Annotated in this window: 28 protein-coding genes; 7 read left to right on the top strand and 21 right to left on the bottom strand. The window is 72.3% G+C overall.

Annotated features, from left to right (window positions below; all coding sequences use genetic code 11):
* Window positions 1–339 precede the first annotated feature (339 nt).
* Both MHY85_RS01485 and MHY85_RS01480 read left to right on the top strand, forming a co-directional pair.
* Window positions 340–798 (top strand): hypothetical protein, encoded by a 459-nt coding sequence (locus MHY85_RS01485; protein ID WP_218708663.1) that lies wholly within the window; start codon window positions 340–342, stop codon window positions 796–798.
* 68 nt (window positions 799–866) lie between these two features.
* Complete coding sequence (locus MHY85_RS01480) at window positions 867–1166, top strand: hypothetical protein (RefSeq protein ID WP_218708662.1); 300 nt, start codon at window positions 867–869, stop codon at window positions 1164–1166.
* 42 nt (window positions 1167–1208) lie between these two features.
* Here the strand turns inward: MHY85_RS01480 and MHY85_RS01475 are convergent, their stop codons facing one another.
* The 3 genes from MHY85_RS01475 to MHY85_RS01465 all read right to left on the bottom strand — a co-directional run bounded on the left by MHY85_RS01475 (window position 1209) and on the right by MHY85_RS01465 (window position 3489).
* Window positions 1209–1763, bottom strand: a complete 555-nt coding sequence (locus tag MHY85_RS01475; RefSeq protein WP_218708661.1) for a recombinase family protein — start codon at window positions 1761–1763, stop codon at window positions 1209–1211.
* A gap of 145 nt (window positions 1764–1908) precedes the next feature.
* On the bottom strand, window positions 1909–2595 hold the full coding sequence (locus MHY85_RS01470; protein WP_239192388.1) for an ankyrin repeat domain-containing protein: 687 nt from the start codon (window positions 2593–2595) through the stop codon (window positions 1909–1911).
* A 495-nt stretch (window positions 2596–3090) separates the two neighbouring features.
* Entirely contained in the window at window positions 3091–3489 is a 399-nt protein-coding gene (locus MHY85_RS01465; protein ID WP_166771975.1) for a heavy metal-responsive transcriptional regulator, read from the bottom strand.
* A 55-nt stretch (window positions 3490–3544) separates the two neighbouring features.
* On the opposite strand from MHY85_RS01465, the gene merA reads away from it, so the two are divergent.
* Complete coding sequence (gene merA, locus MHY85_RS01460) at window positions 3545–4924, top strand: mercury(II) reductase (RefSeq protein ID WP_094180443.1); 1380 nt, start codon at window positions 3545–3547, stop codon at window positions 4922–4924.
* 312 nt (window positions 4925–5236) lie between these two features.
* Here merA and MHY85_RS01455 read toward each other — a convergent pair whose 3' ends face one another.
* Both MHY85_RS01455 and MHY85_RS01450 read right to left on the bottom strand, forming a co-directional pair.
* A complete protein-coding gene (locus tag MHY85_RS01455) occupies window positions 5237–5836 on the bottom strand; it encodes a cadmium resistance transporter (RefSeq protein ID WP_013115601.1) in 600 nt (199 codons plus the stop codon).
* Complete coding sequence (locus MHY85_RS01450; protein WP_090034559.1) at window positions 5833–6192, bottom strand: helix-turn-helix transcriptional regulator; 360 nt, start codon at window positions 6190–6192, stop codon at window positions 5833–5835. The genes MHY85_RS01455 and MHY85_RS01450 overlap by 4 nt, the downstream gene beginning before the upstream one ends.
* 182 nt (window positions 6193–6374) lie before the next feature.
* On the opposite strand from MHY85_RS01450, the gene MHY85_RS01445 reads away from it, so the two are divergent.
* The 4 genes from MHY85_RS01445 to MHY85_RS01430 all read left to right on the top strand — a co-directional run bounded on the left by MHY85_RS01445 (window position 6375) and on the right by MHY85_RS01430 (window position 9883).
* Complete coding sequence (locus MHY85_RS01445) at window positions 6375–6974, top strand: recombinase family protein (protein WP_147794727.1); 600 nt, start codon at window positions 6375–6377, stop codon at window positions 6972–6974.
* A gap of 7 nt (window positions 6975–6981) precedes the next feature.
* A complete protein-coding gene (locus tag MHY85_RS01440; RefSeq protein WP_147794726.1) occupies window positions 6982–8385 on the top strand; it encodes a Mu transposase C-terminal domain-containing protein in 1404 nt (467 codons plus the stop codon).
* Window positions 8382–9200, top strand: coding sequence for an AAA family ATPase (locus MHY85_RS01435; RefSeq protein ID WP_147794725.1), 819 nt, complete (start codon window positions 8382–8384; stop codon window positions 9198–9200). Before MHY85_RS01440 ends, MHY85_RS01435 begins: the two co-directional genes overlap by 4 nt.
* A 179-nt stretch (window positions 9201–9379) precedes the next feature.
* Window positions 9380–9883 (top strand): hypothetical protein, encoded by a 504-nt coding sequence (locus MHY85_RS01430; RefSeq protein WP_218708131.1) that lies wholly within the window; start codon window positions 9380–9382, stop codon window positions 9881–9883.
* A gap of 4 nt (window positions 9884–9887) precedes the next feature.
* On the opposite strand, the gene MHY85_RS01425 is transcribed toward MHY85_RS01430, so the two are convergent.
* From MHY85_RS01425 to MHY85_RS01350, 16 genes are all read right to left on the bottom strand, one after another.
* Complete coding sequence (locus MHY85_RS01425) at window positions 9888–10352, bottom strand: HNH endonuclease (RefSeq protein ID WP_239192342.1); 465 nt, start codon at window positions 10350–10352, stop codon at window positions 9888–9890.
* Window positions 10349–11182 (bottom strand): hypothetical protein, encoded by an 834-nt coding sequence (locus tag MHY85_RS01420; RefSeq protein WP_239192331.1) that lies wholly within the window; start codon window positions 11180–11182, stop codon window positions 10349–10351. Before MHY85_RS01420 ends, MHY85_RS01425 begins: the two co-directional genes overlap by 4 nt.
* Window positions 11179–12081, bottom strand: coding sequence for a hypothetical protein (locus tag MHY85_RS01415; protein ID WP_218708134.1), 903 nt, complete (start codon window positions 12079–12081; stop codon window positions 11179–11181). Before MHY85_RS01415 ends, MHY85_RS01420 begins: the two co-directional genes overlap by 4 nt.
* Window positions 12078–12944 carry a single-stranded DNA-binding protein gene (locus MHY85_RS01410; RefSeq protein WP_218708135.1) on the bottom strand — a complete coding sequence of 289 codons (867 nt, stop codon included), beginning with the start codon at window positions 12942–12944 and terminating at the stop codon, window positions 12078–12080. The genes MHY85_RS01415 and MHY85_RS01410 overlap by 4 nt, the downstream gene beginning before the upstream one ends.
* Window positions 12941–13186 (bottom strand): glutaredoxin-like protein NrdH, encoded by a 246-nt coding sequence (gene nrdH / locus MHY85_RS01405; protein ID WP_218708136.1) that lies wholly within the window; start codon window positions 13184–13186, stop codon window positions 12941–12943. The genes MHY85_RS01410 and nrdH overlap by 4 nt, the downstream gene beginning before the upstream one ends.
* A complete protein-coding gene (locus MHY85_RS21710) occupies window positions 13183–13857 on the bottom strand; it encodes a DUF4913 domain-containing protein (protein ID WP_218708138.1) in 675 nt (224 codons plus the stop codon). Before MHY85_RS21710 ends, nrdH begins: the two co-directional genes overlap by 4 nt.
* Window positions 13854–15644: a type IV secretory system conjugative DNA transfer family protein gene (locus MHY85_RS01395; protein ID WP_218708140.1), complete on the bottom strand. Its 1791-nt coding sequence runs from the start codon at window positions 15642–15644 to the stop codon at window positions 13854–13856. Before MHY85_RS01395 ends, MHY85_RS21710 begins: the two co-directional genes overlap by 4 nt.
* Window positions 15641–17152, bottom strand: coding sequence for an ATP-binding protein (locus MHY85_RS01390; protein ID WP_218708142.1), 1512 nt, complete (start codon window positions 17150–17152; stop codon window positions 15641–15643). The genes MHY85_RS01395 and MHY85_RS01390 overlap by 4 nt, the downstream gene beginning before the upstream one ends.
* On the bottom strand, window positions 17149–18657 hold the full coding sequence (locus MHY85_RS01385; protein ID WP_218708144.1) for a hypothetical protein: 1509 nt from the start codon (window positions 18655–18657) through the stop codon (window positions 17149–17151). The genes MHY85_RS01390 and MHY85_RS01385 overlap by 4 nt, the downstream gene beginning before the upstream one ends.
* Window positions 18654–20375 (bottom strand): hypothetical protein, encoded by a 1722-nt coding sequence (locus MHY85_RS01380; RefSeq protein WP_218708146.1) that lies wholly within the window; start codon window positions 20373–20375, stop codon window positions 18654–18656. The genes MHY85_RS01385 and MHY85_RS01380 overlap by 4 nt, the downstream gene beginning before the upstream one ends.
* 106 nt (window positions 20376–20481) lie before the next feature.
* The gene (locus MHY85_RS01375) at window positions 20482–21255 is read right to left on the bottom strand and encodes a hypothetical protein (RefSeq protein WP_218708148.1); all 774 of its coding nucleotides are present in this window, start codon (window positions 21253–21255) and stop codon (window positions 20482–20484) included.
* Window positions 21255–21605, bottom strand: a complete 351-nt coding sequence (locus MHY85_RS01370; protein WP_218708149.1) for a hypothetical protein — start codon at window positions 21603–21605, stop codon at window positions 21255–21257. Before MHY85_RS01370 ends, MHY85_RS01375 begins: the two co-directional genes overlap by 1 nt.
* Entirely contained in the window at window positions 21602–22963 is a 1362-nt protein-coding gene (locus MHY85_RS01365) for a chromosome partitioning protein (protein ID WP_239192328.1), read from the bottom strand. The genes MHY85_RS01370 and MHY85_RS01365 overlap by 4 nt, the downstream gene beginning before the upstream one ends.
* Before the next feature lie 45 nt (window positions 22964–23008).
* On the bottom strand, window positions 23009–23644 hold the full coding sequence (locus MHY85_RS01360; RefSeq protein ID WP_218708151.1) for a hypothetical protein: 636 nt from the start codon (window positions 23642–23644) through the stop codon (window positions 23009–23011).
* The gene (locus tag MHY85_RS01355; protein ID WP_218708152.1) at window positions 23641–24681 is read right to left on the bottom strand and encodes a transglycosylase SLT domain-containing protein; all 1041 of its coding nucleotides are present in this window, start codon (window positions 24679–24681) and stop codon (window positions 23641–23643) included. The genes MHY85_RS01360 and MHY85_RS01355 overlap by 4 nt, the downstream gene beginning before the upstream one ends.
* The coding region (locus MHY85_RS01350; RefSeq protein WP_239192325.1) for a hypothetical protein at window positions 24681–24934 on the bottom strand (254 nt) is incomplete at its 5' end. The genes MHY85_RS01350 and MHY85_RS01355, both read right to left, overlap by 1 nt.

Here is a 24934-nt window from a genome sequence, read left to right as displayed (position 1 = left end):
CATGAACGCAGAGACTCCCCGTGCGCTGCCTGCCGGCTCGTGCTGGTGCGGGTGCGGCGCCGACGTCGGTCGCCGCGCCTTCTTCGCCAGAGGCCACGACAAGGTCGCCGAGGGTGCCCTGCTTGCGGCGAAGTACGGCGGCGAGGTCGCACAGCTTCTGCTCGAGCACGGATTCGGTCCCGGCCGGGAGTCGGTCACCGCGGCCGCCGTGGCGTCGGGCGCCTGGGAACGCTGCCCGGCGCCAGGCTGCGGTTACCCGGGGACCCCGGAGAGCGTGCGGAACCACCGCCGCAAGGCCAGCCACTAGTCATCCCGGTCAAGACCACCACGGAGGAACGCATGGACGAGCTCCACACGAGGCTGCGGGCCTGGGCGCGCGGCATCTACCCGACGGAGGCGGCGACCGAACTCCTGATCCGCACCGGTTTCGCCCGGCCCGGCAACCCCTGGGTCCGGCGCGAGCCGTCCGGAGGGACGGCGCCCGATGACATCTGGATCGACTTCGCGGAGATCCCCGAGCACGTCGGGTCGCTGTCGTCCGGTGAGCGCCGCGTGCTCATGTTCGCCGCGTCGCTGTCGGACGTCGTCGGCGCCCCGGAGGTGAAGATCGGCGACCTGGTCTCGGTCGACCCGAACTGGCTGACTCTGCTGGCGGCCGCCGTCCAGCACGCCGGCGGGCGCCGCGACGCCTGGGACCGGGTGCCCGAGGTCGTGGACCTGGCCCCACATGTAGTGGCCGCCTGGCCCGACCTCAGGTGGTCGCTCGGGGACCGCGACGCTGAGGGCGGGGAGCGGTGATGAGGCGGCGTGCCGCGGCCTCGCGAGCTGAGGAAGAGGCTCGCGCGCTGGCGGAGACGGTGCGCGCAATGGCGGAGCTTCGGCGGGACGAGTACCGGAGGAAGCGGTTCGCGAGTCTCGTGCTCGCCGCCGGGCTCGGCATCGCTCTTGGCGCGACGTTCCTACTCCCGGGCGATGACTCCGCGCTGCTGGTCGAGGGCGATCACTCCACGGTGCTGCCGGCCCCGTGGGTAGGCGCCATGGTGCCCGGTGTGCGGTGGATCGCTGCTGTCGCTCTGCTGCTGTTGCTCGTCGCCGCCCTCTGGTGGTCGGTGCGGATGCTGTCGGTCCGTCACGCGGCTGACCGCGTGATCGCGGGCTCGCGCTGACGGCTTCCGCAGGTGGCGCAGCGAGTGGTCGAGGCAACGCCGTTAATGTAGGTTATGTCCGCTTTGTAGTCGGCGCATCTCTCTGGCCAGCGCGCTTGACCGACTCTTTAGGTGGCCGAGTGTGGGGGCGCTTCGCTGGATCCCGCATCTGACGCGGAGTGGGAGCGGGACGCAGGCGTAGCTATCCACGAGCTGAGGATGCGCAGTTTGTCTTCGCTCGCGGAGCCGGGTTCCGGCGACCATGGCCTCGAACTCGGCCATCGCCGCGAACACGTGGAACGTCAGCCGTCCGGCTGGCGTGGTGGTGTCGATCCCCTCGTTCAGCGACCGCAGCTCGACGCCGCGGGCTCCGAGGTCGGTGACGGTGGCCACCAGGTGCTGCACTGACCGCCCCAGGCGGTCTAGCCGCCACACGACCAGGACGTCGCCGGCGCGCGCGTAGTCGAGCACCGCGGCGAGCTGCGGACGGTCCGCGACCGTGCCGCTCGCGTGATCGGTCCAGACCCGGTCGACGCCCGCACGCTCGAGCGCGTCGTGCTGCAGCGCCGGGTCCTGCAGATCCGTCGACACCCTCGCGTACCCCAGCAGCTGTCCCATGGGCTCGGAGCGTACGGAACTCGTCGACGACGACGTTGCGGACACCTCGGTTTCGGACACGGGTTCTGGACACCACTCCCCTGGCGTGTCGTGTGACTTTCGGCGCTAAATGGCGGGGTTCTGCCGCCGCAGCGTGGCGGGACAGTCAGGTGGCGCCGGGAGTGATGGGTCGCAGGACATCCTCGACCTCGTCGTGTCCCTTCCCGGGCCCGATCTCGGCGCGCTGGTGCTGGCACCACTCCAGGGGCGTGCTGCCAAATCTCGTGTCGCGGCGCGTGGGGTCTGCGCCGTGATGGAGCAGGCGGGTAACGCTGTCGGCTCGGCCGGAGAAGGCGGCCTCGTGCAGGGCGGTGGATCCGTCCCGGTCGACCCCATCTACGGGCGTGGACGCTGCGATGAGCTGATCGATCACGTTCAGCCGGCCGTGTGCCGCGGCAGTCCGCAGGGCCGCGACGCGATCCTCTTCACAGGTCTCGGAGCTCAGGGCGCCGGTGACGTCACCAGCAGCCGCAGCCTGAACCAGGTCCTGCGCTCCGGCGGCGAGTAGGACGTCCACGACGTCGGTCATGCCGAAGACGACAGCGTGTCGGAGGGCGGTCCCTCCTGGGACGCCACCGGCGGTGGGCGACGCGGTCGCGTCCAGGTCCGCTCCAGCCTCGACGAGGACCCGCGCGACCTCCGCGTCGCCGTAGCTGGCGGCGGTCATCAAGGGCGTCTCGGCGTCCAGGGGATCGCCTTCGACCGGAGCGCCGGCGTCGAGGAGCGCGCGGGCGAGAGCAGCGGTGCCGGGGACGTCTCGCCAGGTGTCGCGCGTGGTGTCGAAGCGCATCATCGCCACGTAGCCCAGGGGGCTGGCTCCGTGCAGGTGGTCACACCACCCGGACATCCTCTGGACGGCCAGCTCGGGGTGCGCGGCGAGCAGGTCGACCAGCCGGGCGGCGTCGCCGCTGTCCAGGATGGCGCGTCGCTGGACCTCGAGCTTGAGCTTGGCCCAGTGGGGGAACCCGATACTCGCGGGCCACGGAGAGTTGCGCTGAGCTCAGGGCGAGCTGCTCGGATACGGAGCGGATCCGGGCGACGGCAGCTGGGTCACCGCGTTCGGCCGTCCGTAGAAGGTCCTTGGCCTGGCGCCGGAGCTGCTCGAGGTCGGCGCGCGCTGGCAGAAGGGGCATGACGTCTCCTTAGGAGCTGGCGGCCCGCGCTGCCAGGCAGAGGAGATCGTCGACGGGAGTGGTTCGTCGTGGTGCTGTGGAGGTGGACTCAGTCCTGTCCGCGGGCCCGGTGGCGCCCTCCGCGCCAGCACCGACTCTAAGCCCGCGGCCGCCTGTCAGTGGGTGGGGATGACGTGGCAGACGCCGTCCTCGGAGCAGGCCGCGGGGTTCAGGGTGGCTGCGCGGTCCCGGAGCCGGCGGACCTCCTCGCGCGTCGCCTCGAGCTCTGCGATGCGCTCGTCCAGGGCAGCGGCGTGTCGGTCGAGCAGCGCGGTGACGTGTCCGCAGGGCGGCCCTTGGTCTTCGCGGACCGTGATGATGGTGCGGATCTCGGCGAGGCTCAAGCCGGCACCCTGGGCGGCTCGGACGAAGCGGAGCCGCGCGAGCGATGTCTCGTCGTAGTCGCGGTAGCCCGACGCGGTCCGGGCCGGCTGCGGCAGCACCTGCGCCTGCTCGTAGAACCTCAAGGTCTTCGTCGTCATACCCGCCTGCTCGGCCAGCTCCCCGATCCTCATGGTCTCAAGGCTACGTCTTGACCTTGCCGTGCGGTGGAACGTTTACGGTCCGTCGATGGGCATGGAAGAGACGTGGGACCTGGTCGTCATCGGTAGCGGAGGGGCGGCGATGGCCGCGGGGATTGAGGCCCGGTCGCGCGGGAAGTCGGTCTTGCTGGTCGAGCACGGGGTGCTGGGTGGAACGTGCTTGAACGTGGGGTGCATCCCGAGCAAGAACCTGCTCGCGGCCGCGGGGCGCCGTCACCGGGCGCTCGTCAACCCGTTCCCCGGCCTCCCGACCGGCGCGGGGGGCGTCGACCTGGCGGCTCTGATGGCGCAGAAGCAGGAGCTGATCGACCGGCTCCGTCAGGCGAAGTACACCGACGTGGCCGAGGCGCACGGCTTCCCGGTCATGTACGGCCACGCGCGATTCGTCGACGAGCAGACGCTCGAGGTCGACGGTGAGCGAGTCGCCGGCGCGGCATACATCGTCGCGACAGGCTCGGCCGCTCACATCCCGGCCCTGCCAGGCATGGACACGATCGACCCGCTGACGAGCACCACCGCGATGGAGCTGCAGGACATCCCCTCCTCGATGGTGGTGCTCGGCGGTGGGTACGTCGGGCTCGAGCAGGCCCAGCTCTGGTCCCAGCTCGGTGTCGCGGTCACGCTCGTCGGCCGGCTCGCGCCTCACGCCGAGCCAGAGGTCGCGGACGTGCTGCGGACCGTGTTCGCCGACGACGGCATCACCGTCGTGGAGGAACGCGCGGTGGCGCTCGAGCGCACCGCCGACGGCGCCGTGCTGGTCCGGACCGAGCGCGGCGCGCAGCTGACCGGTCAGCGTCTGCTGGTGGCCACCGGGAGGCACGCGAACACCGACGACCTCGGGCTGGACGACGCCGGGGTGCACACCGACGACCGACGGTTCATCACGGTGGATGCGCACCAGCGCACGAGCAACCCGCGGATCTTCGCCGCCGGTGACGTCTCCGGCGCCCCGCAGTACGTCTACGTCGCTGCACAGACCGGTCACGCTGCAGCTGCCGGAGCCCTTGGCCGGCCCACCACCGTCGACTACCGCGGCCTGCCGTCGGTGACGTTCACGACCCCCCAGCTCGCCTCCGCGGGCCTGACCGAGCAGCAGGCACTGGCCGCCGGGCACGAGTGCGACTCCCGGGTCTTGGATGCCCAGGACATCCCCCGATCGCTCGCCAACCGCGACACCCGCGGCACGCTCAAGGTCGTCGTCGACGCCCACACCCGCAAGATCCTCGGGGTCCACGCCGCCCTCGACGGCGCCGGCGACGTGATGCTCGCCGCGACCTACGCGATCAAGTTCGGGCTCACCGTCGACGACCTCGCCGACACCTGGGCGCCCTACCTGACCATGAGCGAGGCGTTGCGCATCTGCGCCGGCCTCTTCCGCAGCGACATGCCAACGAGCTGCTGCGCGTGAACGGCAGCGGCTGACCGGTTCCGCGCGGCCCGTGTCCCACTTCCTTGGAAGTGGAACAGGCGGGGAGCCCGCAGTTCGTGCGGAGACCGTGTGGTCTTGGCGTTCAGGTGGCGGGGCCTTGTCGGTGTTCTGTGGCGGTCGGGTCAGCTGGCGCCGACAACCAGGGGGTGATCGCGGGTCTACCGCGAGATCTGCCAGCGCGGCCACGCGATGGCAACGCCGGCGCGGCTATCCACCATGCCTCTCCTCGGAGCTCTTCGCTCCGTGCGTGCAGTCTCTCAACCGAGATGCGTCATGGGCCGGGGCAGGGCGTCAGAGGCCGAAGGCTCCGCCGCTGACGAGGATGACGATGCCCAGGCCGATCAGAACGATCGGGAACAGCACGTGTTCCCAGCGTTCGAGGACTTCGGCGATCGGTCGGCGCGTGGCGATGAACTTGGCCAGCATGACGAGGATCGCGACGAGCAGGAGGAAGACGACACAGTAGGCGACCACGGCTACAGGTCCCACGTTGAGGAAGACCGGGACGTAGACGCCGATGTTGTCTCCTCCGTTGGCGAAGGTGACCGCGGCGACGGTCAAGACGCCGACGTTCTTGCCCTCAACCTTGGCGTCATCGTCATCGTCGTCGCTCCCGCGCCAGGCCCGCCATGCGGCCCACAGGCCTAGGGCCAGGGGGATGAGCCCGAAGTAGGGGATGGCTTCTTCAGGAAGGAATGCTCCCGCGCCCAGTGACACGAGCACGGCGGTGCCCAGGATGCCGGCGAACCCGAGGTACTGGCCTGCGGTGATCCGGGCCGTCGTCCCGCGTTGCCCTGCGCCCCGGGCGAAGAACAGCGAGAGCACGATGATGTCGTCGATGTTGGTGGCAACGAACAGGCCGATCGCCTGCAGGACCGAGGAAACGATCACGCGTCAGGCTCCGCGTTGGCGCACCCGGGAACAGGGCAGGCAGGATCGATGCAGGGAGCGTTCTCATTCACGGCGAGGGTGACCTCGACCAGTGCGTTGAGCGCCCGTGCCAGGTGCGGGTCGGCGATCTCGTAACGTGTCTGGCGGCCCTCGGGCTCGGCGACCACGATGCCGCAGTCGCGCAGGCAAGCCAGATGGTTCGACACGTTCGAGCGCGTCAGCCCGAGGTCGCGTGCCAGCTCTGCCGGATAGGCGGGCCGCTCCAACAACGCCATCAGGAGCCGTGACCGTGTTGGGTCGGCCATTGCCCGGCCCAACCGGTTCATCACGTCCAGGCGAGTAGCAATGCTCAGCATGTGCTGAACTATACAGCACTGACTGAACCGGCAGCCTGTGCCGCAAACGAACGATTCCGCTACACGCGCCGGAGGGCCGGGCGGCGCGCGTCGTCGACGAGGCGCCTGATGTAGCGGAACTGCGTGCCGAAAACTACGGCGCGATACTTCCCGTGTCGGACGGGTTTCGCTACGGTCGACGCGTGGGGCATCTCCTGGGGTACGCGCGCGTGTCGACAACCGATCAGGACGCGTCGCTGCAGGTCGATGCGCTGACCAAGGCCGGGTGCTACCGGGTGTTCGTCGACACCGGCTCCGGGTCGCTGCAGCACCGGCCGGAGCTGGACAAGCTGCTGGACCAGCTGCGCCCGGGGGACACCCTGGTGGTGTGGCGGCTGGACCGGCTCGGCCGGTCGATCCGCCACCTGATCGACCAGCTGCAGGTCCTGGCCGACCGCGGCGTGGGGTTCCGGTCGTTGCAGGAGACCATCGACACCACCTCCCCAGGCGGACGGTTGGTGTTTCACGTCTTCGCGGCACTGGCCGAGTTCGAGCGCGACCTGATCCGAGAGCGCACCAACGCCGGCCTGGCGGCCGCTCGTGCTCGGGGCCGCAGCGGTGGGCGGCCGTCGGCGTTGTCCGCGGACCAGGTCCGGGCGGCCCGACGGATGTATGAGCAGAAGGACATGACCGTCGCCCAGATCGGGCAGGTGCTCGGCGTCTCCCGCACCACCATCTACCGGGCCCTGAACCGCGCGCCCGCCGCGGCGGCCCCGTCACGACGAGCCACGAGCGCCGTGTAGGCCGGCCGTGGACGCGGACGGGCGGTGGCGGATCCTGCGGCTGCATGTCGAGGACCAGGTCCCGCTCGCCGCGCTGGCCCGTCACCACGGCCTGGGAGTGCGCACGCTGGAACGCTGGCATGCCCGCTACCGCGCCGGCGGCCTGTCGGCCCTGGGCCGAGTGCCGCGGGCGGACGCGGGCGGGCATCACCTGCCGGCGGACCTCATCGCGCTAATCGAAGGGCTCGGGCTGACCCGGCCCCGCCCACCGATCGCCGCGATCCACCGGACGGTGGTGAAGGTCTGCGCCGGCACCGCGTGGCCGGTCCCGTCCTACGGCGTCGTCCGGTCGATCATCACCGCCCTGGACCCCGGCATGGTCACCCTCGCCCTCGAGGGAGCAGGCTCCTACCGGGACAAGTACGAGCTCGCGTTGCGGCGGACGGCCGACCGCCCCAACGCGATGTGGCAGGCCGACCACACCTTGCTGGACATCGTGCTCGTCGGCACGGACGGCAAGCCGGCCCGGCCGTGGCTGACCGTCGTGATGGACGACTGCTCCCGCGCGATCTGCGGCTACACGGTCTTCTTCGGTGCGCCGTCAACGATGCACACCGCCCTGGCGCTACGGCAGGCGATCTGGCCCAAGGCCGACCCCCGGTGGCCGATGTGCGGCATCCCCGACCTGTTGTACGTCGACCACGGGTCGGACTTCACCAGCGACCACCTGGCCCGCACCGCCGTCGACCTGCACATCCGCCTGATCCACTCCGCCGTCGCGCGACCCCAAGGGCGAGGCAAGGTCGAGCGCTTCTTCGGCACGGTCAACACCGAGCTGCTCACCACCCTGCCCGGACACCTCCACAGCGGCGCGGAGCGCTGGCCCGCGCCAGCCCTGTCCTTGGCTGACCTCGACGCCGCCGTCGGGGCGTTCGTCCTGGACTACAGCGACCGCGCCCACGGCGAGCTCGGCGTCTCGCCGCGGTCGGCGTGGATCGCCGACGGCTGGCTGCCACGCCTTCCCGACAGCCTCCAGGCGCTGGACGGGCTGCTGCTGACCGTGGCCCGATCCAGGACGGTGCGCCGCGACGGCATCCACTTCCAAGGCATGCGCTACGTCTCACCGACCCTCGCCGGCTTCGTCGGCCGCCCCGTGGTCATCCGCTACGACCCCAGAGACATCACCGAGATCCGCGTCTTCGACCACGACCAGTTCCTGTGCACCGCCGTCGCTCAGGAACACCACGCCAAGCAGATCAGCCTCAAGGACGTCCAGGCCGCCCGCAACGCCCGTCGCCGCGCCCTGCGCCGAGGCATCAACGAGCGGATCGCCGTCGTCGCCGCCCACACCCCCGACGCCCCTGCCAGGCCCGTGCCGCCGCGCGTGCCGACCGTGGCGCGGCTCAAGGTCTACAAGGAGGACCTCAGGTGAGCGAACGCTTCATCGTCACCAAGGAGCACCGCCGCTTCACCGAGTTCGCCGACTCCGTCCGGCGCGGGCGCACCATCGGGCTGTGCTTCGGGCCGGCCGGGGTCGGCAAGACCGTCTCCGCACGCCGCTACGCCCACTGGGACCAAGCCCACGAGCTGCTCACCGACTGGGGCCCGCGCTGCGATGACGACGCCAAGATCTACGCCGCGCTGGCCAAGAACCGCACCGCCCTGTACACCCCCGGGGTCCTGACCACCCCGCGGCTGCTGCGCGAGGACCTGGACCGGATCATCACGCGCACCAGCATCTGCATCCAGCAGCACGTCGAAGCCCCCGACCGCATCCCCTTGGACCGGTGGGGCACCCGGCGCACCACCAACTACGTCCAGCTCGTCATCGTCGACGAGTCCGAACGCCTGAGCCCCACCGCGCTCGAGCTCCTACGGGACCGCTACGACCGCGACCAGATCGCCCTGATCCTCATCGGCATGCCCGGGCTGGAGAAGCAGTTCAGCCACTACCCCCAGTTCTACAGCCGCGTCGGCTTCGCCCACCAGTACCGGCCCCTGAGCACCGACGAGATGCTCTTCGTCCTCCAACGCCACTGGCGCTCCCTGGGCAAGACCCTCAACCCCGACGACTTCACCGACGCCCAGACCATCGCCGCGATCAGCCGCATCACCCGCGGCAACTTCCGCCTCCTGGAGCGACTCTTCCCCCAGATCGAACGCGTCCTGAAGATCAACGAGCTGCAGACCATCACCAACGACGTCGTCGAAGCCGCCGCCAGCACCCTCGTCATCGGAGTCAACTAACCGTGCCCCTGAGCGGCTGAAGACCGCCGCCACTCACCGGAGAAAGTCACATGTCGCGCGGCGGCCGCCGGCGTCCGAAAACGGTCGGTTTCGGACGGAGCCTTGGAGCGGCTGCTCGCTCCCGTGCAGGATCTTCGGGCTGTGGGGGCGTGTGGCACTTTGGGCTCATGACTCCGGAGTTGGTCGCCACCGTCCTGGTAGCTCTCGCTGGCCTTGCTGCGACCGTCTTCACTGCTGCCCAGGCGCGGAGACACGCTGAGCGGCTAGCGGCTCAGAATCATCGACGAGAGCGAGCGGAGCGGGTCCGCCAGGATCGTCTGGCCACGTACGCCGACGCTCTGGGACACGCCATCGACCAGGATCGGAGGCTCAACGCCGTCTGGGCGTTCAACGGCGAGCAGCAGTTCAACCTGTCGCCCGAGCCGCCTGGCGCCCCGCTGTCCCTAGCCCCGATGGACGAGATCACTGTCCGCATGCGGCTGCTGGCTGACGGCGACGTCGAGGCGGCCTGGGGCGCGTACGTGAGCGCGTGGAACGGCTACCACTTCTGGGGCAACGTCGAGGGCGGCGCTCCGGACGAGGATCCGCCCGAGTCCGTCGTCCAGCCCTTGCGCGACGCCATCGTCGACTTGAATGTCGTCTGTAAGCAGTCGCTCGAACGAGACGGGGATGCCCCGATGTGAGCCTTCAACGCCGCGACCCTCGGTACCAGGCGCCGGGTCGGCGAGGGACGCCGGCCGGGAAGTAGCGACGGCGGCGCCAGGTGATCACCGCGGTGGTCAGCAGCGTGGGCATCCGGCCGCCCTTGGACTGGTTGTGCCGGACGCATGCGGCGACCAGGTTCTCCGGTTCGGTCGCTCCTCCGCGTGCCCACGGTCGGAAGTGGTCGGCCTGCTCCGACGCAGCCGGGCAGCGCTGCCAGGACCACGCGGCGGTGTACTCGCAGCGCCCGCCGGCCCGCGCGCGACCGGCGGCCCGCTGGTAGGCGTCGAACCATCGTTGCGGGTCCCGGCGCCGCCAACGTGCGCGGCGGCCCCGAGCGAGGACGACCAGCGCCAGGAGGCCCCACCCCCAGGCCGGGACCCGCTCGGCGAGGGCCGCTGCGTCGGCGAACAGCTCGGCCGGGTCGTACGCGGGCGCGGGCAGCGTCATGTGGCGGCCTCGGCGTTCTGCGTGGTGCCGAGGGCGGCGAACCGCCGCGCGAGGGCGAGCATGTCCGGCTCCGCGGCGTCGCCGTAGGTCGCCTGGGGGCACGGCGAACCGTCGGCGTGCCGGAGGTTGTGCCGGCGGAGGTCGAGTGGGGGTCGCATCGCAGCCCCGCACACGCAGGCCACGCCGCCGGCGTAGGCCACGGCCTTGATCCACCGACTGAGCCGTTGACGGTCTCGGTCCGCGGCGGCCCGCGAGGTCTCGACCGCGCGCCGCGCCACCGCCAGCTCTCGCTCGAGCTGTGCGACCCGCGCGGGCGCGTCGGCGTTGTCGGCCTGGCGGATGCGCGCCTCGGCTCGACTCGCGCGCCGGAAGGCTTCGACCATGAACCCCGTCGGAGGTGGCTCGACGTCGGACCGCCGCGCCGCTTTCACTCGAACCTGTGCACGGCCGGCGGTGACCTCGATGAGCCCCACCCCCGCGCCCAGGTCCTCGTCACGCACCAGCCCTGCCGGCGTCGCGAAGTAGACCCGGTGCGCGTACCGGGCGAAGGCCGCGAGCTTGTCCGGGGAGGCGAGCTCGTGCGTCAGGTCCGCGCGCGAGACCTTCACCTCCACGAGCACCCGCTCGTGGCCGCGGGGGGCGCCGGACCACGCCCGCACCAGGAACAGGTCGGCCCGGCGGGACATGCCCCACCCGCCGGGGCTGCCGGTGAACTCCTCGAGCGCGGCCCACTCCGGACCGAGGCCATCGCGCTCGGCGCCGAAGTGCCGCCGGACCGCCGACACCACCGCGGCCGCGCTGACGTCGCAGCTGGCCAGCACGCCCCTCACCGCCCCGTCTCGGCCGGCTTCACGTCCGTCAGGATCGCGACCGCGTCCTCGCCGTCCAACGTCCCGCGCGCCACCAGCGCCGCGGTGAGCTCGTCCAGCGCGGGAGCGTTCGCTGCGAGCAGTGCGGCCGCGTGCCCGCGCGCCGCCTCGAGCAGGCGATCGACGCTCAGCGGTCCCGCGAAGCCGACTGGCCGTTGACCGCTCGACGCGATGAACATGGCTGCCGCCGCTGCCTGGCCCCAGTCGTCTCGCGAACCCGGCCAGGCGTGAGCGCCCTCGGTGACCTCGACCGCGCCGGCGACCGCGGAGCACAGCTCGCGCCACGCCTCGTCGGAGGCGCACTTCTCGCTCTTGGCCGACCAGCTGCACCGGCCGGCGCTCTCGTCGTTCGGCACCGCGCGCACCATCAGGAGCGTCGCTCCCATCGCATGAGCGACCACCGCGTGCGCCGCCTCGTGCCGGGCGACCCGCTCGTCCACTGCGCTCACACCGCGCGCTTGCGCGGCCCCGACGGTGACGATCGGGGGTTGTGGGCTGATCCGTGCGGCCAGCCGCCGCGAGGACGCCGACCTGACCGCTCGGGCGATCCACCAAGCGAGCAGCCACACACCGATCACGATCGCGATCGCCCGGTCCTGCGCCCGCGGGCCCGCGACCATCAGCGCGCTGACGAGGTCGCGACCGTAGGCCACCGTGGCCGGCCCGATCGCTGACCAAACGGTGTACGTCGCCATCGCGCCGACGGCGCTCAGCCCGATCGTGCGCGAACGGTGAACGATCAGATCTCGCCGGCGCAGGCCCGTCGGCCATACCGGCCGGTCCAGCCACCTGGTCATCGAGGCGTTGATCCACCGCCCGGCGGAAGTGAGGCGTCCGCGGACCGTGGTGGGCGCGGTCATCGGGTGGTCCGCTGGACGAGCACCGGGGTGAACCGCAGGGACACCCCGATGGCGTCGGCGATGACCCGGGGCGCGGTGCGCTTGCGCTGCGTCTCAGGGTCGGTCCAGCTGTCGGTGACGACCCTGCCGGTGACCACGACCCGATCGCCGCACTGCAGGCACGCGGCGGCGTGCTCCGCGGCCGGGCCGGGGACGCGCACGCGATGGCGGGTGGGTTCGGGCCTGGTGGACTTGCCGTCCTCGTCGACCTGCTCGCCGGGCTCGTTCACGAGCACGACGAGGTCGGCGTAGGGGCGTTGCGTCTCGGCTGAGGTACGGCGTTCGGGGTCGGCGGCTAGGTTGCCCTCGAAGGTCACGGTGGTGGTCAGCAGCATGGGTCGTCCTCTCGTGGGCGGGTCGGTGCGGGCGGTCGCGATCAGGTAGGCCAGGGAGTGGGTGGTGTGCCGGTCGGGTGCGGCGAGCTCGACGGCGAGCGGCGCCACCCTGGCGGCCAGGGTGAGCAGGCGCGGGTCCGGAAGCCCGCGCGCGGGGCCGTGCATCGCCAGGGCCATGTCGCGGGACCAGTGCGCCGGCTCGGGACCGTTGCGCCCGGTCTCCCTCCACCGCTGGTGCTGCTCGGCGGCCTCGGTGACCTCGCCGGCTCGGCGCAGGATCCACGCGAGGATCGCGGCCGCGCGCTCGTGGCCGTCGACGTCGGCTGCCTGGTGCGTGTCGTGGTCGTGGATCAGTGCTGCCAGGGCCGGGCGCAGGCCGCCGGCGGCCGCTGCCCACCACGCCGGCAGCGCCGCGCGGATCCGCTCGGCGTCGGACCGGGACCACAGGGCGGCGGTGAGCAGGTGGTCGACCGCGATACCCGGCTTCATGCCGGCCCCGGTGTCCGGCGCGCGGCCAGGGCGGTGATCTGGTCCGGGCGGTACCCGGACCAGTGCTGGCCGTCGGCGACGACGACGGGCGACTGCAGGTGCCCGAGGCCCATGACGTAGTCGCGGGCGACGTCGTCGGTGGTGATGTCGACGATCTCGTACTGCAGGCTGGCCTTGTCCAGGGCGCGGTAGGTCGCGTCGCACTGCACGCAGTCGGGCTTGGAGTAGACCGTGATCCTCACCGGTCCTCCTCAGCTGGAGGTTCGCCCAGGGGCGGCCCCTCCAGCGCGTCGGTCGCCGGTCCGGGTGCCGGAGTGGCTGTCTGCGCGTCGGCGGCGATCGCAACCGCGAGGGCTTCGGCGGTCGCGGCGGGTACGTCGAGGGTGTGCCGCAAGTCGTGGGTGGTGGCGGTGCAATTGCGGAACCCGCCCGGGCGGGCGTGCAGCCGGTCGATGGCGGGCCACAGCCACCGGTCGTGCCAGGCGATGATCGCGTCTGTGGGGTCCTCGCCGGCGTAGGCGGCGTCGTGGGCGACCATCAGCGCGGTGAGCTCTTCGACGGCGGCCGGATGCTCCGGCCAGCACGGCCAGATCGCGACCGACTGCGCCGCGTGCCCGTAGCGGGCGTTGTACCAGCCCACGAAGGCAGCGACCTGGTGCCACAGGCCCTCGCGCGCTGGTCCTGGCGGAAGGGTGCGCCACCGCCAGCGGGCGCGGCCGTTCTCGACGTCGTGGTCGGTCAGGTCGGTGACGCGTCCGGCGATCTTGGTCACCACGCCGGCGAGATCCCGCACCGCCCCCGCGAGGTCGGTGTGCTGCCTGCTCAGGTCGTCGTGCTCGGCACCGACGGTGCGCAGCGCGGCGACCAGGTCGTCCTGGGTGACGTACGCGCCGCCCGGCAGGTGCTCGCTCACTGCTCCATCCGCCTTCCGGTGAGCCGTTCGACCTCGAGGCTGTCCTGGCGGAGCTGGTCGGCGTCGGGCCGCTCTTGCCACGGCGTCAGTCGCAGGTGGACCGCGGGCATGTTCCCCGCGATGAGCAGGGCGGTGCCCATCGGCATGTTGTGGATCTCGTCCTCGGCCATCCGGTTCTCGCGTTCACCAGAAGTCGTGGCGCTGGTGCGGCCGTCGCTCTCGGTCACCGAGAACCGGGCGACGCGGTGCTGTCCGGTGAGGAACGACAGGTGACGGAGGACGTCCGGCTCGGTGATCGACGGGAGCGCCAGGAGCGCGTTGACGCCGGCGAAGATGGCCTCGGTCTGCTCACGGCCCCACCGCTTGACCAGCTGAGCCTTGGTCTGGGCGATCATCCGTACCGAGATGCCGCGCCCGCCGGAGTCCGAAATCAGCTGATCCAGGTCGGGCAGCGGGGCGATGTTCGCGATCTCGTCGCCCACGAGGGAGACCGGAGGCCAGAACCGGCCGCCGGGCAGCCTCTGGGACATCTCGTCGGCCGTGCGCAGGATCATGTCGGCGAACGCGGTGATGACCGGGGCCACGCTCTTGCGGCCACCCTTGGACAGCAGGTACAGCGTCGAGCGGGTCGTCAGGAAGTGGTTCACGTCGAACGGAGTGGTCCCGGGCTGCGGGCACACGGCGGTCATGACGGCGGGGTCCGACAGGGGTTCCAGGACGCCCAGGAGGGTGATCTGCATGGACCCGACCGTCTGCTCCGACTCGTTCCTGGTCTGCGAGGCCAGCAGGTCCGCCCAAGAGGAGGTGTCCGGGCGGTCCTCGGTCGGGCGCGGGACGCCGAGCTGGCGCAGGGCGTCCACCGGTTCGGGGTTGTCCAGGTCGCTGGCCCAGGCCAGGACGTCGCGGGCGGTGCCGCCGGGCTTGAGCGCTGCGGCGTGCAGCAGGTACCCGAGCACGCGTGCCGCCAGTGCGTTGAACCAGTCGCCGTTCGTCGTGCCGCCCGAGGGCGCAGCGCCGGCCATCGCGGTGGCGCGGGCGACCGCCTCGGAAGGGTCCTCGCAGCCGCCGACCAGGTCCCAGGACACCTTCTCGGGCCACCCGGTGATGTCGCGGAGGTCGAGGACGTACACGTCGCCCAGGCGCCGGCGCGCCAGGATCGTCAGGTACGGCACATCGCTCTTCGTCGACGTCGCGATGACCGGGCCCGGGGCGTCCAGGACCCACCCGATGACGCAGTTCGAGGTCTTGCCCGATCGCGAAGGTGCGATGCCCAGGAGGCTGAGCTCGTGCTGCAGGTAGATGCGCTTGGACCCGACACGTCCGAGCGGCACGACCAGGTCCTGCGATGACATGTTCGCCACCGCGTCCCCGCCGATGCGCCGCGCGGTCGCGACGGCCTGCTGCTCCTGCAGCGGCGCGACGTCGGCCGCCGCCGCGAGACTCGCGCTGGTCGGCGCCTCCCGGTACCGGCGCCGGCCCCAGGCGAGCAGCACCCGCCACCCTGCGAGGAGGAGCAGCCCGAGCGCGACGCCCCACAGCGCGTACGGCGGCCAGGTCGGCCCGATCGGCTCGCCCAGGGCGCTGACGGGGTCGCCGGGTCGGGCGACCACGGCTCGGGCTGTGCTCGCGAGCGGGGGCGCGGGGTGACCGTTGGCGTGCGCGGTCAGCGCGATCGTCGCGTGCAGCAGCAGCACCGACAGCGCCACCGCGGCCATCACCGACATGATCGCGACGAACGCCGCGGTCGACCCCGACGTCGGCGGTCGCGTCGGTGCCGGGGCGCTCATGCCGCCTCTCCTGCGTCGTGCAGGGCGATGGTCGCCTCGGAGGTCATCGCGTCATCGGTGTTCGCCACCGACACCTCCCAGTCCGAACGCACGTGGTTCAGCACGAACGGCTTGCCGCCACCGACACGGACCAGCGCCGCCCCGTCGGGCAACGTCTGGATCAGCGAGACGCACTGCGCGGGCAGTCCGAAGGTCTGCACACAGGCGCGGGCCTCGTCGGGCTTCTCCTGCCGGTAGACCACGACGGTGCCGGCCTCGCGCAACGTGGCCAGGGCGTACGGGTCGCCCTGGGTGTCCGAGACGTGCTGCATGCCGCTGACGTTGCTCAGTGCCTCGCCGCGGGCGACCTTCTGGTTGCGGCGGGTGACCTTCGCGAAGCTGCCCTCCATGACCAGCCCGGCCTCGTCGACCACGAACACCGTGGGCACCGTGTCGGCCTGCGCCGCCAGCGTGCCGCGCAGCCAGGTATTCACGATGGCCATGACGATCGGGACCGCGGGCCCGTCCTCGGGCAGCGCCGAGATGTCGAACACCGTCAGCCCCGCGGTCAGGTTGATGTCCGGGGACGTCGGCCCGTCGACCAGCCCGGCCAGGTCCTCCTCGACCATCCGGGACAGCTCGGCGGCCGCCTCCCGGCCCCACCCAGCGAGGTCCTCCAGCGACTCGTACTGCGAGAGCCGCCCCTGGGCGCTCGGTCCCGGGTCGGCGAGCTGAGCGATGACCTCACGGATCGTGGCGACCTGACCACCCGCCTCGGCGTCAGCGATCGCGACGTCGACGGCGATCCGCAGCGCCCGCCCCTCGAGCGGGCGGATCGGCCGGCCCAGTGCCTCGGCCAGGATCGCGCGCAGCAGCTCGTACCGGGATACCTGCCCGGCCCCGATCGCCGGGTCCAGCGGGTTGATCCGGGACCCGCCGGCTCCGCCGCCGGTGGCGAACCGGATCGGGGTGACGCCGAGCTCGCGGGCGAGCAGTGCGTACTCGCCCTCCACGGTGCCGTCCGCGCGACGTTGGGACTTCTTGTCCACGATGACGACCCGACGCCCGAGCAGGAGTGCGCGGATCACCAGCAGGGTCTTGATGAAGGAGGACTTGCCGGCGCCGATGTCACCGACGACGACGATGTTCGGGTTCTTCAGCCCTCCGTCGAGGTAGAGGGTGAACACGTCGAGGAACACCGCCCACCGGTGGTGCCAGTCCCGGCCGGCGAACAGCCCGCGGTGAGAGGTCGGTGCGGCGCTCGTGCCCAGGTGCAGCGCTCCGATCTGCCGGGTGGTGGAGAACGCGGCCGTCAGCAGCAGCTCGTACCAGCCCCACCGGTTCAGCAGCGCGATCCGCGGTCGTACCCGCGCCCGGCGAAGGTGCTTGTGCAGCCGGCGCGCGCGGGCCTTGTCCCGCCGCTGCCGGTCCTTGTCGCTGGGACCGGCTCCGGGTGTGGCAGGAGTCGCCGTCTCGGGTGCGGCGGTGCTGGACGCCACCGGCTCGTGGGTCGTGGTCGGGGTGCTCATCGGGTCCTACCCATCCCGTGCGCGAGCGGGAGCGTGGTGCAGAACGCCCCGTCGTGCCATCCGTCGACGAAGTCCAGCCGGGTGATCGCGGCTTCCTCGGCCGCGGTGGCCAGCTGCTTGCTCGCGCGCGCCAGGTCCCGCAGCGACGGCGCCTGGATCGTGATGGTCGCGACCCAAGCGGCACCGTGGTGACCGCTGCCGGCGGCCAGGTCGACCAGGTGCTGCTCGGACAGCGACAGCTGGCGGCCGGCGCCGCCGTCGTCGACCGAGCTGGTCACCGCTTCCATCGCGGCGGTGCCGTCGGCCGTGACGTCGTCGCGGGCCTTGGACCGGGCCCTGTCCGCCGGGATCAGCTCGACGTGCGTGCTGACCGTGCGGACCAGCGTCGGGGTCATCGACCCGATCAGAGGCCACAAGAAGTCCGCCGGCAGTGCCCCGGGTGCCACCGCGTCGGCGGGGATCACCGCGGTGCGTGTCCACCATCGACGATCGGAGCCGTGGACCACCATGTGCCGGGGGTGCCAGGTCTCCCACGGCGCCCACGCGGAGTCCCAGGCCATGCCTGCGGTCTGATCCAGCGGGTGATCGGGGTCTTGCAGCCCGCGGATCACCGCGGCGAGGCGCGGACCTGTCAGCGCCCGCAGCTGGATGCCCTGCATGGCCGCGAGCTGGCTCACGGACTCCGCGATCTGCTCGACCGACCGCAGCACCCGCTCGTCGGCGTCGAGGTCGTCATCGTCGTCGTCCAGGTCGTCGGCGACGTCGACGAGGCCGGCGTCACGGACGCGCGCCACGAGCCAGGTGCGGGTCTGGTCGGACTGCTCGCCCCCGATGTCCAGGAGGTTGACGTAGGAGTCGATGAGCCGCTGGTTCGTGCCCGGCGGGATCTTCCCGGCGATCCAGTGCACGTGGTCGGCCATATCGTAGGACCCCACCCGCGACACCTGCTGCAGCCCGACGACCCGCGGCTCGGCGGTCACGCACGCGGCGGCGAGCTTGCCGAACCGTTCCTGGTCGGCGCCGAGCATGTAGTCGTTGTCGAACCCCGCGCGGGCGCCGACCATCTCCCACGCAACGGTCTGGAACGCCCGCCGGCCCGGGCTGTGATGCCGCACGACCGACAACCCGGAGGGGGCCTCGCGGGCCTTGAGCGGGGCGAGCGGGCTCGGTGGTGCGGACTTGCCGTCGCGCGCCAGGGCGAACACCGACATCGCACGCCGCCGCCGAACCCAGAACCGCAGCCACCACAGCGCCCACAGCACCGCCGACCGCTCCTGCATCCCCGGCCACGGCGTCCACGCCCCGACCGACACCGCGGCGCCCGCCACCGCGACCAGAACGGTGGACAGGCTGAGGGTTCCCCCGACCAGGGGCATCAGCGACACCACCAGGCACCCGATCATCCCGGTCCACTGGAACCCGGACCGAGTGCCGCCCAGGATCCCGCGCGAACGGGTCGCACCGCCCAGGTGCACCCGCCGGTCGATCAGGTCGGGCGTGCTCACTGCTCACCACCTCCGGTCTGCGGCGCGGCAGCAGCCGACGCCTCCTTGGCCTTGCTCGCTACCGCCGTCACGCCGGCAGCGGCGAGCTGGGCCGCCAGCAACGCCCCGCCCGTCGCAGCACCTCCCGCCGCCGAAGCCGCCTTGCCGCCCGTCGCGCCGGCCCCGCTCGCCGAACCACCGCCGGCCCGCGCAGCACCCGCGTGCTTCGACCCCAGGCCCCCAGCGCCCTTCGCGGCGGGGCTCGTCGACGTCGCCGGGTCCGGCGGCGCGCCGTCGCGCTCGGCGCCCGCCCCGGTGCCGCCGTTCCTCGACGCCCTGCTCCCGCGGCCGCCTCCGGTCGCGCCCGAGCGGGCGCCGCTCTTGGAGCCAGCGCCCGAGCCGCTCTTGTCGGGCTGCTTGCCCGTGCCCGGGTTCTGCTCCTGCCCGCCGGACTTGGGCTTGGTCGCGCCGCCGCCGCCGCTCTTGGCCGACCTGGGGGCATCACCGCTCGAGCCGCCGCCCGAACCACCACCACCGCCGCCGCCGCCCCCGGAGCCGCGGGCGTGCAGCATCAGCATCGTGGTGGCGATCGACCCCATGCCGCCGGCGACGGAGGTCGCCACCGTCGGGCCGGAGGAGTTCACCGACTCGCTGCCGTCTGGCAGCAGCGGGAAGAACTTCATCACCGCCCACGGTGAGAAGGCGATCATGACCAGAGCGATGATGAACGTCAGCCCCTGCACGAGCAGCTGCGTCGGGTCGTCCAGGCCCCCCTTGGGGTCCATGTTCCCCAGGTACTTCGCGATGATCCCGATGACCAGCAGCCCGGCCGGCTTGGCGAACAGCAGGCCGACGAACAGCCACACCACCCGCAGCGCCTTGGGCCGCCACTGCGGGTCCACGCTCATCCCCCAGGCCACCCCGCCCACCGCGCCGATCACGTGGGTCGACAGGGACTGCGTCAGCCACGTCCCGAACACCCCGAGCGAGGCCAGCAGCAGCACCAGGAACATCAGGATGCCGATGCCCATGCCGAACCCCGAGGCGGCCGTCATCTGGGTGAACACGGCGCCGTTGGTCAACATGTCGACCACGTCCGGGCCCATCCACTTCAGGATCCCGGCGTTCATGCCCCCGGTGATCCGGCCCAGGACGTAGCCGACCGGCGGGCCGAACATCATCATCAGCACCGCGACCGGGACGTACTGGGTGATGACCTCCGATGCCTTCGCCGGCCCGATCTTGCCGACGGCGGCACGCCGCAGCGTCGTCAGGATCATCACGACCATGACCGCCATGCCGATCCCGGCCGTCGCGGCGTAGGCCTCCCGCCACCACTGGGCGCCGGCGTCGAAGGTGGTCTCGTCGACGACGTACGAGATCGACCTGGTGAACCAGGTGATCGCGTCCTCCTTGAGGTCGTTCGCGAAGTGCTGGTAGGCGCGCTCGGGGTTCAGGACCAGGCCCGCGACCTTCGCGACCTGCTCGACCCCGTCGACCAGGACCGGGCACACCAGGCCGAGCACCGGGCTCACGATCGGGGCGACGGTGCACACCAGCGACGACCCGCCCGCCGACGACTTCTCGCCGTCCCCGCCGTCCTGGTTCTGCAGGACGCCGCCGACGATGTCCTGCCCGACGCCGCACACCATCCCGTTGATCGGGTTGATCGTGCCGAGGATCCCGCACACCAGCTGCTCACCGATGCCAGCGGTCTGCGAGGTCGTCGTGATGCTCACCGGGGCGGTTGCCGGTGTCGGGGCGGCTGCAGCAGCCCCGACGCCGGTGACCCAGACCAGGACCGCGAGGACCGCGACCCACGCGGCCCGAGCGCGACTACGAGGGCTACGCGCCGGCATCGGTGAACTCCGTCCACCCCGCGCCGCCGGCGGCCGCGATCGCCGCACGCCCCCGCGCGTCCACCGGCGGGGTCCACCCCTCGCCCGGGGCGGTGGTCATCGTCTGCCAGGTGTCCCACTGGGCGAAGGGGTCGAGGGTGACCAGCCGCCAGTCCTCGCCGTGCCACGCCAGGTCCACGGCCACCGGCATCACCCCACCGAACGGGGTGCCCGCGGCGGTCCCGCCGGTCACCAGTGCCAGATCCACCCCGGCAGACGTCCCCTCCACGCACGAGCGCACCCGGAACAGCGAGTCCGTCGGGTACATGCGGGTGTCGGGCACCGCGCTGGCGACCGCCGGCGCGGTGGCCAGCACCTCCAGGAGGTGCTCGGTGGAGTGCTCGCCGGCCGTGGCGTGCAGGCCGGCGGACAGCTCCTCGAGCATCCCGGTGTAGGACTCGCTGTCCCAGCCGGTCGGGTCGACCAGCGGGGTGATGACCGCCACCGCGTAGGACGCCGCCGCTGCGATCGCGCTGCCGCAGTCCGGGTCGAACCCCACCGGCACGCCGGTCGAGGACCGGTCGGACCCGCCCGAGCCGTAGGCGACCAGGTACCGACCGTCGGCGTCGACCTCGGCCGTGGGTGCCTCTTGGGTGACGCCGCCCGGGCCAGCGGGCGGCGGCTCGTCGGAGCCGCCATCGACGAGCCGGCCGCCCAGCAGTCCGAGGCCGACCAGTCCGAGCGCGATGCCGGTGCCGAGCAGCACCTTGCCGCCGCGCATCAGCCGTTCGCCTGCTGCGCGAAGATCAGGACCGCACCGATGATCAGCGAGAGCATCGCGGCGATCGCGAAGACGACCAGGGCCTGCTTGAACTCGTTCGCGCCCTCGGCCAGCGCCTCACGGTTGTGGGAGACCTTCTTCGCCCACGCCCACTTCGCCAGGCCGATGATCACCGCGGCGACCGTGTAGAACAGCACGACCGCCCACAGCCCGCCCAGTGCGAGCTGCACGGCGCCAGTGAACTTGACCCCGAACACGTTCAGGTCCGGGGTCACGTTGTCCAAGGGGTTGGGGATGTCGGCCGGCAGGCGGGAGGCCACAGCCGCGGTGAGCTCCAGGGGGGTGTTCATCGGTTCGTCTCCTTCAGGGGGAACGTCGACCAGCCGGGGCGCTGGCCGGGTCGGGTGGACAGCACCTGAGCCACACGGGCACCGGCGCGCAGGTACGCCCGGCGGGTGGCCGGGGCGAGCTGGTCGAACGTGATCGGCCCCCCGACGTTCAGGTGCGGGTCGAACGGCACGTGCACGACCGCCGCGGTGGTCTCCTCGAAGAACGCCGACCACCGGGCGATGTCCGCCGGTGCCTGGCCGGACTCGCCGCTGTCGGAGATCACGGTCACGGCGTGCTCGACCAGGTCGCCGCGGCCGTAGGCGCGCAGCTGGTCGATGAGCCGGCCCGCGGACAGCACGCTGTCGGGCTTGAGCGACAGCGGGATGACCAGGGCGTCGGCGACGTCGACGGCCGCGAGGAAGTTCGGGGAGCGGGCGTTGTTGCCGGTGTCGACGACCAGGACCTCGTAGACCCCGGTGAGCAGGTCGTGCAGGCGAGCGAACGCCGCGGCGTCGATCTGGCTCATGCGCGCGGGGTCCTCGTCGGACACCAGCACGTCGAAGCGGCCCGAGGCCTGGTGCCGGACGAGCGCGGCCAGGTCCCCGGCGCGCACCCCGGTGCCCTCCAGGTGGCCGAGGGCGCGCAGCAGGTCGACCGCAGTGGTGGCGTACCGCTGCGGGAAGGTCCGGACCCCGAGGGTGCCCATCGTCTCGTTGTTGTCCCAGGCCAGGACCCGCCCGCCGCGCACGCACCCGTACGTCGCAGACAGCCCGACGACGGTCGGTGTCTTGCCGCCGCCGCCCTTGGGGTTGGCGACGATGACCGTGCGGGCGCCCGCCAGCTGCACGCCGACCGCGGCGGTGTCCGCGACCAGCTCGCGGGCCTCGCGCGAGGGACGAGGTCGGACGATCCCGAGGCTGGCGATGCGCACCGCGCGCCGCCACCCGGTCAGCGGGGCCGCCGCGGCCGCGGCGTCCGGGTCCGGGCTCGCCAGCAGGTCCGCCGAGACCGACGTGCGTGGCGGGTCGCCGGCGAGCACGTGGTCCCACGCCGGAACCGGCGCGACCGGCACGCCGCGCACCGGGGTGGCGACGTCCGCCTGCGCCGGCGGCGCGGTTGCGGCCGCAGCCGCCGGTGGGCCCTCGCTCTGCGCGGTCGAGTCGGTGGGGTCGCCGGGGGTCTTGCTGGCCAGCAACGTGCCGGCCGATGTGGGCTGCGGCCCGCCGCGTGGACCGGCTTCCTTCCCAGCCGGCGAGGGCTGCTCCGCGGGCTCGGCCGGCGCCGGTGGCGGCGCAGCTGTCTGCGCGGTCGCCGCCACCTTGGCTGTGACCTCCTCGTCGTCTGCCTCGTAGGCCGACCCGGGCCAGATCAGGTTCATCTGCGCTTCCCCTAGCTCGTCGTGTTCTGCCGCCGTCGTGCGGCGCTACTCGCGGTACTCGTCCCCGGTCGGGTCCAGCGCCCACATCGCCTCGACGTCGTCGACCAGCCACGGCGCGCTCACCTGTGTGCGGGTCAGGCGGAACGTCGCGACGACGTACGCCTGCTCGCCGGTCCACCCGTCCTCGCTGACCGGGGTCAGTCGCACCCCGCGCGTGCGGACCGCGACGGTCGTGGTGTCGGGTGTGCGTCCGACCAGCTCGTCGACGTCGTCGACCGCGGCCAGGCGCCTGCCGGAGTGCGCGGCCAGCTCCAGCCAGTCGGCGTCGATGGCCGGTGCGGAGGTCACCTGCTCCAGCGCCGTCGGCGTCAGCCAGGGCGCGGCCCGGCGGGCGGTGTCGGCCGGGGATGCGTCGGTGCGGGTGTCCGCGGCCCACAGCAGGCCCGCGACCCGGTCCGCGACAACCGAGGGGTCCTCCACCGCTGCCGGCTCCGGCGCCGGTTCGGGCGCGGGGTCAGCGGTGGTGGGCGCCGGCGCGGTCGCTCGGGGGTCCGGAGCCGTGCTGGTCCGTGACGGGCTCGCTGACGCGGTCGGCGCCGGGTCGGGCGCCGGCGAGGTGCACCCCGGCGTGGTGGTCACCACGATCAGGGCGAGGGCCAGGGCGGTCTTGGTGTGCTTCATGTGCGGACTCCCACGTACTCCCAGTGCCATGCCTCCGGCTTCGAGCCGCCGATCCGGGCCCAGGACGGGTGCTGCCAGCCGTAGGTGGGGCCGTGCTCGCGCAGCCACCGGTACCGCTCGGAGCCCTCCGGGCTGACACCGATCAGGTCGGCCGCCAGGCCCCACCCGTGGTTCGAGGTGCCGGGCTTGGCCGCCAGGTGCGGCTTGGCGGCGGCGATCGCGACCTGCGAGGCGTAGTCCCGGTACCCGTCAGAGACCCCCAGCGGCGCCCCGAACCGGTCCGTGTACGCCACGTTCAGGCGCTCAAGGGCCTGGGCGGCGTCGCAGCGCAGCAGGATCCGCGGCGACCACGACAGCTCGCAGAGCGTCGAGGGGTCCAGGTGCCCGGACCCGGGCATCGAGACCCGGTAGGTCCCATCGGCCGACACCCCGGGGCCCTGGCCCTCGTACTGACCGTCGTCTCCGGTCAGCGTGTACTTCGCGACCGCCGCCAGGACCCGGTCCACGTACCGGCGGGTCTCGGTGAACGGCGGGATGCCGCGGTGCTTGGCCACGGCCCCGGGCCCGGCGTTGTACGACGCGAGGGTCAGCTGCACCGCATCCCCGGACATCGCCCCGGACGCCAGGCCCGCGTCGCTCAGGTCCCGCAGGTGGCACATGTAGTCCGCCTGCGACCCGATCGCGTCGGTCGCGTTGAACGGGTCCGCGACGCCGTCGCCGGAGTAGTCCCGGCCCCACGTCCGCCAGGTGCCCGGCATGAACTGCGCGATCCCCTGCGCCCCGGCCGGGGACACCGCCGCCGGGTTCCAGCCCGACTCGACCTCGATCTGCGCGGCCAGCAGCGGCCCCGACACCCCAGGGCAGCGTCCAGCGGCGTCGAGCAGCGCGGCGCGGAACTCCTCGGGCACCGCATCCAGGTTCAGTTCCCCGGAGCCTCCCGAGTCCTCGACCGGGCGAGGCTCGTCGTCCAGGACCACTCCCCCGACCACGAGCAGCCCCGCGAGCAGCGCCCCGAACCCCGCGATCAGCGCGCGCATCAGAACACCGTCGCCTTCGACCCGTGCGCGGTGAGGCCGTCGGCCGTCACCGACCAGCTGTGGTCTCCGGCCGGCAGCCCGGTGAACGTCGCCGAGTACGACCCCGTCCCGGTGCTGACCATCGGCAGCGTCACGCCGGCGACCGTCGCCGTCACCGAGGCGGCCGCCCACGACGTCGTCGCGGTGACGGTGACCTTCCCCGGGGTCCCGTCGGACACCGCGCGCCCCGGGTTCAGCACCCGCTGCGTCGACC

This window comes from Cellulomonas sp. ACRRI (genome assembly GCF_022346185.1).
Classification (GTDB): Bacteria; Actinomycetota; Actinomycetes; order Actinomycetales; family Cellulomonadaceae; genus Cellulomonas.
This window is presented reverse-complemented; position numbering and strand designations above follow the sequence as displayed.